Here is a 1,868-nt window from a genome sequence, read left to right on the forward strand (position 1 = left end):
GAACGTGGTTTTTAAGTGGAGCTAAGTATAGTCGAGGCTTTAGAAGTCTCCAGAAAACGCTAACTGGGTATTTTTTGTAGGTTTTTCACTTGGGAACATGGCCTTGTTTGGATGCTGTATCTGCCATAAACCGCTGACTGTGGCGATGGATATTCCTTGTTCCCCCAATCTTGGGAGTGCCGATTTTAAGTAGGTGATCGTGACAGGGTAAGGGTGGCCAATCGCAATGGCAGCTCCTTTACGCTTTGCAATCTTTATTAATTTCTCAAACTGGCTTGCTACGTATTGCGGTGTTTGCTCGTGGTCTAAGAACACGTCACGCACTAGCGTTGGGATACCAAATTCGATTGCCGTTTTCGCCGCGACCGAATCCGCAGAGGTTTTACTATCCAAAAAATAATAAGGGTGCTGAGCTAAGGACTCCATGACCCATGACATAGATTGCTTGTTAGTAGTGAGAGCGCTACCAGTATGATTATTCATGCCTTTGATATAAGGAATACTTTCAAGACTTGAGTTAAGCGTGGTTTGCGTCAAGGTCTTATCCATATTGGCAGTTAATCCGCCTCGTCCGAGAGAAAACTTTCGAGTGTTCTCCATCGGCGCGTGCAGCATGATCTCTTTGCCTTGGCTGTAGCCGCGAATAGCTAAAGTCTTCGTATACTGACGGTGTGGTAAAAATGCGAGCGTGAGCGGGTAGGGAAGATCCGTGAGCGTTTTACCGCGTTTAAGGTGATGACCTAGATCGTCGATGACAATTGCAATAGTTGCTTGAGGGACAGATTCGGCTTGCGCAAGGAGGCTGAGACTTAGTCCTAGTACGATGAATGAGATTTGTCTGAGAGTGTTAAGCATATCTTCATAACAAAGCCCAAGCGGAGCTTGGGCTTTTATTAGCGGTAACTCGAATTTAGATATCTATTTTTAGGATATCAATGGCTTTCAACAGACTGAGTGCTTCTTGTAACTGGAAGTCTTTTTCGAGACGTTCTTTCATATTGCTATCATCACCGTTTTCTTCATCTTGAGTTCCAGCGTTATCGGAATCGTTACCGTTGCTCAAGTGGCCTTCTAAGTCGGCTTCACGGTAGAAGTCAGGCTTTTGCTCATCGCCTAATTTGGCGCGATTTACGACAATGTCTGGCACGATGCCTTGTGCTTGGATAGATCTTCCGTTTGGCGTGAAGTAGCGAGCTGTTGTTAGTTTTAATGCATGATCTTCGTCTAACTGCAGTACATTTTGAACAGAGCCTTTACCGAAGCTTTGAGTTCCCATGATCACTGCACGTTTATGATCTTGGAGCGCGCCAGCTAAAATTTCTGAAGCAGATGCTGAACCGGTATCAATCAGCACGATAATAGGTAGTCCATTTAGTGCATCCCCTTCGGTGGCACTAAAGCTAAGGTCCGCAATTTCAGAGCGACCCTTTGTATAGACAATAAGGCCTTCTTCTAATAGCTCATCAGCAATTTTTACCGCCGCCTGCAATACACCACCGGGGTTGTTTCGAAGGTCGATGATTAGGCCGCTTAGCTCAGGATTTTCTTCTTTGAGTTTCTCGAGACGATTTGCGAATTGATCGCCTGAATTGGCTTGGAATTGCGCAATGCGCAAGTAGCCATATTTTTCATCAAGAATGAGAGAACGAACACTTGGCGTCTTGATTTCAGCGCGCGTTAGCGTCATTTCGATAGGCTCTCGCGTGCCCGAACGTACTAATTTAATTTTGATTTTTGTGCCGATTTCGCCACGCATCTTTTCAACAGCTTGGCTGAGGCTCATGCCTTTGACTGGCTTGTCGTCTAGTTCAATGATCAAGTCGCCAGCTTCAATTCCACCAAGATGAGCAGGTGTTTCGTCGATGGGA

Annotated in this window: 2 protein-coding genes; both read right to left on the reverse strand. The window is 45.6% G+C overall.

The genetic code is table 11. The features are described from left to right. Nucleotides 1-39: 39 nt before the first annotated feature. Complete coding sequence (locus A3762_RS15210) at nt 40-855, reverse strand: divergent polysaccharide deacetylase family protein (protein ID WP_068754731.1); 816 nt, start codon at nt 853-855, stop codon at nt 40-42. A gap of 55 nt (nt 856-910) precedes the next feature. Beyond that, nucleotides 911-1,868 (reverse strand): S41 family peptidase (locus tag A3762_RS15215; protein WP_068756417.1); only part of this gene is annotated, 958 nt, incomplete at its 5' end.

Source organism: Oleiphilus sp. HI0125 (genome assembly GCF_001635355.1).